Origin of the sequence: Pseudomonas sp. 39004 (assembly GCF_028682155.1) — a bacterium.
Taxonomy (GTDB): Bacteria; Pseudomonadota; Gammaproteobacteria; order Pseudomonadales; family Pseudomonadaceae; genus Aquipseudomonas; species Aquipseudomonas capeferrum.
In genome coordinates, this window is sequence record NZ_JANIAG010000248.1 from 1 (window position 1) to 5,863 (window position 5,863).

Annotated in this window: 5 protein-coding genes; 4 read left to right on the forward strand and 1 reads right to left on the reverse strand. The window is 59.5% G+C overall.

Annotated features, from left to right (window positions below; all coding sequences use genetic code 11):
- The first annotated feature begins 247 nt into the window (after window positions 1-247).
- Complete coding sequence (locus NP534_RS25205) at window positions 248-2,098, forward strand: 3'-5' exonuclease (protein ID WP_274100512.1); 1,851 nt, start codon at window positions 248-250, stop codon at window positions 2,096-2,098.
- Window positions 2,099-2,163: 65 nt separating this feature from the next.
- Entirely contained in the window at window positions 2,164-2,934 is a 771-nt protein-coding gene (locus NP534_RS25210; protein WP_274100513.1) for a nuclease-related domain-containing protein, read from the forward strand.
- A 115-nt stretch (window positions 2,935-3,049) separates the two neighbouring features.
- On the opposite strand, the gene pdxR is transcribed toward NP534_RS25210, so the two are convergent.
- A complete protein-coding gene (gene pdxR, locus NP534_RS25215; protein ID WP_274100514.1) occupies window positions 3,050-4,453 on the reverse strand; it encodes a MocR-like pyridoxine biosynthesis transcription factor PdxR in 1,404 nt (467 codons plus the stop codon).
- 90 nt (window positions 4,454-4,543) lie between these two features.
- Here pdxR and NP534_RS25220 point away from each other — a divergent pair, with 90 nt between their 5' ends.
- Together NP534_RS25220 and NP534_RS25225 are read left to right on the forward strand one after the other, a co-directional pair.
- Entirely contained in the window at window positions 4,544-4,990 is a 447-nt protein-coding gene (locus tag NP534_RS25220; protein WP_274100515.1) for a GNAT family N-acetyltransferase, read from the forward strand.
- Window positions 4,987-5,607, forward strand: a complete 621-nt coding sequence (locus NP534_RS25225; RefSeq protein WP_274100516.1) for an FMN-dependent NADH-azoreductase — start codon at window positions 4,987-4,989, stop codon at window positions 5,605-5,607. Before NP534_RS25220 ends, NP534_RS25225 begins: the two co-directional genes overlap by 4 nt.
- Window positions 5,608-5,863 lie beyond the last annotated feature (256 nt).

Sequence of the window (5,863 nt, forward strand, 5' to 3'; positions counted from 1 at the left end):
ATCTTTAATCAATATATTAATCAGTCGATTCAACTTACCCCGGCTCCCTATCAGCTGCTATTTGGTGAACCCAATCAAGCCGCCTTGGCTTAACGCTTACCCCCAGCCCTCCCCTCACGGCCCACCTTCGCGGTCAGTGAATCCTCCAGCACCGCTACCCCAAACCGCTCCCTCCCCCTTTTGGATTTGCACCTCGCAGCATTAAATCCTACTGTGCACGGCGTTTTTGGATATGGACGATAAGGATATGGCCCAACTCTTCCCGGCACTCAGTGCCTGTCGCTTCGATGCTCCCGGCGAAAAACGCCTGGCGGAGCGACTCGAGAAAAAGCTCTCAAACGACTGGCTATGCTGGTTCAACGTGCCAGTAGGCCCAAAAGGTCTGCAACCTGACTTTGTCCTGTTGCACCCTAAAATCGGGCTATTGGTGCTCGAAGTCAAAGACTGGAGAATGACTTCGCTGATCTCGATAACGGCCAGCGATGTAAAAAAATACGATGATGGTCAGGAAAAAACCGTTATCAATCCCCTGGCGCAGGCCCGCAAGAATGCCTTTGAAACCGTTCAGGCATTGGAGAAAGACAGCGCGCTGACCCAAGGTGCTGAGGCTTACCGGCCCGGCAAGCTGATCATGCCGTACAGCTGGGGGGTGGTGCTCACCGAGATCACTCGCAAAGAGTTCGAGGCAAGACAGCTTGGTGCCGCGATGGAGGGGACGCGGGTCATCTGCAAGGACGAGATGTACGAAACCGCCGACAGCAGCGTATTCGAACAGCAAGTTTGCAAGATGCTGGTCCATCAGTTTCCCGTGCATCTGGTACCAGAACAGATCGACCGAGTGCGTTATCACTTGTTTCCAGAGGTCCGCTTGAGCCCTGCCCCCGCCCAGTTCGGGTTGTTCAGTGAACAAGACGCGCCCCTTCCCTGCCTGCTGAAAGTGATGGACCTTCAGCAAGAGCAGTTGGCGCGCTCAATGGGCGATGGCCATCGGGTGATCCACGGTGTGGCAGGTAGCGGTAAAACCATGATCCTGGTCTATCGCTGCTTGTACCTGGCTCGCGCAGCCACTAAACCGGTGCTGGTCTTGTGCTTCAACAAAACACTTGCCGCGCGTTTGAACCAGGTGCTGCAACAGCACCGCCAGGAGCACAAGGTAACAGTCGTAGGCTTTCATGCCTGGTGCCACAGTTTGCTGACCCAAGCAAAACTCGCCATCCCCGAAATGAAAGGGGCGAAGTTTATTCAAGCACTGGAAGAAGAGGTGCTTCGGCAAATGGAAAGCGGCGCCCTCGCGCCCGAACAGTACGGTGCCATCCTGATTGATGAAGGGCATGACTTCAAACCCGAGTGGTTCCGCTTAGTCGTCCATCAGGTGGATCGTGAGCGCGAGGACCTATTGGTGCTGTATGACGACGCCCAAGCGATCTATCGCGGCAAGGCGCCGAGCACAAAATTGACGTTCAGTTTTGCCAGCGTGGGCATCAAGGCTTCTGGCCGTACCACGGTGCTGCGTATCAATTATCGCAACACGCTGGAAGTGCTGTCGGTTGCCCATGCATTCTCCAAGGAGTTGCTAAGCGCACGCGACGCCGAAGACGACCATGTACCTGTGCTTGCACCCCAAAGTGCAGGTCGCCGGGGTGAGATGCCACAGCTTCTATGCCTTGCTGGGGCTGCACAAGAGGCGCAATGCCTGGTTGCTAGGCTGAGGGCAGAACATGAAAACGGCAGAGCCTGGGACGACATGGCGGTCATTTACCGGCATACCGAACAGGCCTTCTGGGTTGAAGAGGCGCTAAAGGCGGCAGGTATTCCCTACACCACCGCACGCGTGAGCTCTCAGCGCACAAAGCTTTACGCCCACCATTCGGTAAAAATCGTCAGCATGCACTCCAGCAAAGGGCTGGAGTTTGGTTTTGTGATGATCCCGCGCCTGCATGAAATGCCAGCCAAAGGCGAAGATGAAGCTGACGAGATGCGCTTGCTGTACGTGGCGATGACACGCGCAGTCGATCGCCTGGTAATGAGCCATCAAGGTGAGTCGGGGTTCACCGAACGTCTCGGGGAAGCAATCGCTCAAGTCAAAACCAGCCTTTAGGTCAACGGCTGTTCGTACAGCGGCTTGGAATAGCCGCTGTCACCCATATTTTTGAAAGATAAGAAATGGACTTCACCCCCATCATCGCCCAGCACTGGATCCCCCTGAGCTGGTTCATCCCCCTCGTCATCTTGCTTTTCGCACTCAAGTCTCCAGGTGTAAAGGGCTACCTAGGCGAGCTGCTTGTACGCTACTTCACCTACCTGCACCTGAACGAGCAAACCTATCGCCGCCTGCACAACATCACCCTGGACACCCCGGACGGCACCACCCAGATCGACCACGTTTTCGTCTCGGTGTACGGCATTTTCGTGCTGGAAACGAAGAATATGAACGGCTGGATCTTCGGCAGCGAAAAGCAGCCCCAGTGGACGCAGAAGCTCTACAAGCGCACCTTCAAATTCCAGAACCCGCTGCGGCAGAACTACAAGCACCTCAAAGCACTGGAAACGACCTTGGGCGTGAATGCCGAGCACCTGCACTCGGTGATCACATTCGTCGGTGACAGCACGTTCAAAACGCAGATGCCTGCAAAAGTTACCCAAGGCAGCAAGTTCATTCGCTACATCAAATCGTTTAATCAGCCGGTTTTCACGGAGGCCGATGTGAACGCCATGCTGCAAACCCTGCAAACCGGCCGCCGTGCCCCTACCCGCGCTACCCACCGCGAGCACGTGCAAAACCTGAAACGCCGCAGCGACCCGACAGCCGAGCGGCAATGCCCTAAATGTGGCAATGCGCTGCTGGTTCGGACCGCCAAATCAGGGGCGAAGGCAGGGGAGCAGTTTTGGGGTTGTTCGGCATTCCCCAAATGCCGAACGATGCAGAGTCTTTAAGGGTGAGAGGGGCTTACGGGCGTGTCGATTCAGCCGATACGACCAGGGCCCTTCAGTTCAGCTTTCAACCGGCGGGCTTCGTGTCGGGCTTACGCCCCAGCTCCCCACAACTAATTCACCCCTCCAAAATCCCCCCCAACCGCTCCGCCACCCGCCTAGCCTGCTCCACACTAACAATATTGGTAAACCCCACCACCACCCCCCGCCTACGCGCCCCTCCCAGATACCACTCCGAGAGCGGCTCCACCGCTACCCCAACCGCCCGAGCACGCCGAGCAATCTCGATATCATTCCCCTCTCGAATCCCCACAACCAGGTGCATCCCCCCCGCCCGCGGGTTGATCTCTACCCTTCCCCCAAACTGCTGCCCCAGCGCCTCAACCAACCACCGTCGACGCAGCGCATAAAGGCTGCGCATTTTCTTCAAATGCCGGGCAAAGTGCCCCTCCTGCAGAAACGCGCAGACCGTCGCCTGAAGCACATGCGTGCAGTGGTTATGCAGCCGGTCCGCCTGGCGGGCGAACGCGGCGCTCTGCTCCGCCGGCACCACCAGGTAAGCCAGGCGCAAGCCAGGAAACAGCACCTTGCTGAAGGTGCCGGTGTACAGCACGCGGCCTTGCTGATCGAGGCTCTTGAGTGCGGGCAAGGGCTTGCCCTGATAGCGGTACTCACTGTCGTAGTCATCCTCGATAACCCAGCTACCGCGCCGGTTGGCCCAGTCCAGCAAGGCCAACCGGCGCGGCAGTGACAGCGACATGCCCAGTGGGCTTTGGTGGGTCGGCGTAACCACGGCAAAGCGTGCATCCGGGGCGCGGGCAATGCCCTGCGCGACGTCGAGGCCGTCCTCATCCACGGGGATCGGCACCAATTGCGCGCCGGCTTCCAGCAGGGCGTTCCTGGCCATGAAGTAGCCGGGCTCTTCCAGCCAGCAGGTGTCGCCCGGGCGCATCAAGGTGTGGCTGATCAGGTCCAGGCAAGCACGATAACCGGCACACACGAACACCTGCTCTGGGTGGCAGGTAATACCACGTGAAATGCCCAGGTAGGTGGCGATGGCCGCGCGTAAAGGGGCATGCCCGCGCGGGTCGGGGTAGACAAGCCCCTCCAGGCCAGCCTGGCGCAGTTGGCGGCCGGCCAGTCTTGTCCAGAGCTTGCGGGGGAAGGCATCCAGCGCCGGCAGCCCCATCTGCAGGGCTAACGGCAGCTCACCTGAATGGGTGGGCTGGTACTGCGTCGAGGCCAATGGCGCGCGGGGCGTGGGGGTGGGAACGGGTGGCAGGTGTGGGGTGACCACCGTGCCGGCGGCGCCACGGGCGATCAAGTAGCCCTCGCCGATCAGCAACTGGTATGCCGCCTCCACCGTGCCTCGCGCCAGGTTCAACTCCGCCGCCAACGCGCGCACTGCAGGTACCCGGTCGCCCGGGCGCAGGCGGCCGTCGGCAATGGACTCACGAAAACGGAGATAGAGCTGGCGATAGATCGGCTCGGACTGGCTGCGGTCCAGCGTGAAGGGAAGCATCTTGGCCCAGTCATTTATGCACTTTTCGGCCCTGTAGCTTAAGTCATTGGCGGATTAAGGTCAGCCATCACTCTATAGCGGACGACGGCTATGCAATACACACTGCAACACCTCGAAGACCGGAACGGGTTTCAGGCGAGTTTCAACCTCATGCGCGAATTGCGCCCGCATGTCACTGACCGGGACAGCTATGTGCAGCAACTGCTTCGGCAAGCTGGGCAAGGCTACCGCCTGCTGGCCGCGTGGGAGGGTGAGCAGGTTGTCGGCCTGGCCGGTTACCGCGAGATGGAAAACTTGCTCTACGGGCGCTTTGTTTACGTGGACGACCTGGTGGTGCAGCCGGACGTGCAGCGCAGTGGCCTCGGGGCGCGGCTGCTGGGGGCGGTTCGCGAAGAGGCGGTGCAGCGCGGTTGCGCGCATTTCGTGCTGGACACCGGGCTGCACATGCCGTTGGCTCAGCGTTTCTACTTCCGCCAGGGATTGCTGGCGCACGGCATGCACTTCACACAGCGCCTGCAAACAGAGAGTCAGCCATGAACAATGTACTTTTGATCAATGCCAGCCCCCATGGCCACGTCTCCCATGCCAATCAGGTGGCGCTGGAATTAGTCGCCTCTTTGCGCCATCGGTATCCGCGGCTCGAACTGGTCGAACGCGATCTGGGCAGGTACCCACTGCCACCGCTCGACAGGGACTACGCCCATGCCCTGGCCACCACCACACCGTTCGACTCACCGGTGTTCGAGCTCTCGGAGGCGCTGATCGGCGAGTTGGAACGCAGCGATATCCTGCTCATTGCCACGCCGATGCACAACTTCACGCTGCCTGCCGCGCTCAAGCTCTGGGTCGATTACGTCTTGCGTATTCACCGCACATTCCGTTCAGGCCCCGAGGGCAAGACCGGGCTCCTGAAAGACCGCCCGGTGTACGTGTTGGTGGGCTCTGGTGGCTTTCACCAAGGTGAATCCGCGCGGCAACCGGACTTTCTGACGCCTTACCTGCGCCAGGTATTGAGTACGCTCGGCCTGTTCAACCCACACTTCACCTACCTTCAGGGCTTGGTGTTCGGTGATGCGGCCGTGCGTTTAACGCTTGAAGACACTCGTGCTCGGCTGTCGCAGGAGCCACTGTTCAAAACCCTGGTTGGTGCCTGAGCGGTGGAAGATCGTGCCTTGGTGTGGTGTTTCAGAAGTGCCAATGAAAATTACATGCCCAAGGCCCGTGCCGCACGGGCGATGGGGGCCAGGGTGTCCTCGGCTTTTTCAGGGGGGTTGTGAATGCCTGGAGCTTGTATTCGGGGCCACCAGGTGCCTGGCTTGGCATTTTCGTCGCCTATCAGATCGAGCGCCGCCCGCGCGGCGCATCGCGAGCTACGCTCGCTCCTACATTTGTTTCGGGCCAGTGAGGCCT

Bases quoted from the DNA above. Each gene is read 5' to 3' on its own strand.
- NP534_RS25205 (WP_274100512.1), top strand. From the start codon at position 248: ATGGCCCAACTCTTCCCGGCACTCAGTGCCTGTCGCTTCGATGCTCCC.
- NP534_RS25210 (WP_274100513.1), top strand. From the start codon at position 2,164: ATGGACTTCACCCCCATCATCGCCCAGCACTGGATCCCCCTGAGCTGG.
- pdxR (WP_274100514.1), bottom strand. From the start codon at position 4,453: ATGCTTCCCTTCACGCTGGACCGCAGCCAGTCCGAGCCGATCTATCGC.
- NP534_RS25220 (WP_274100515.1), top strand. From the start codon at position 4,544: ATGCAATACACACTGCAACACCTCGAAGACCGGAACGGGTTTCAGGCG.
- NP534_RS25225 (WP_274100516.1), top strand. From the start codon at position 4,987: ATGAACAATGTACTTTTGATCAATGCCAGCCCCCATGGCCACGTCTCC.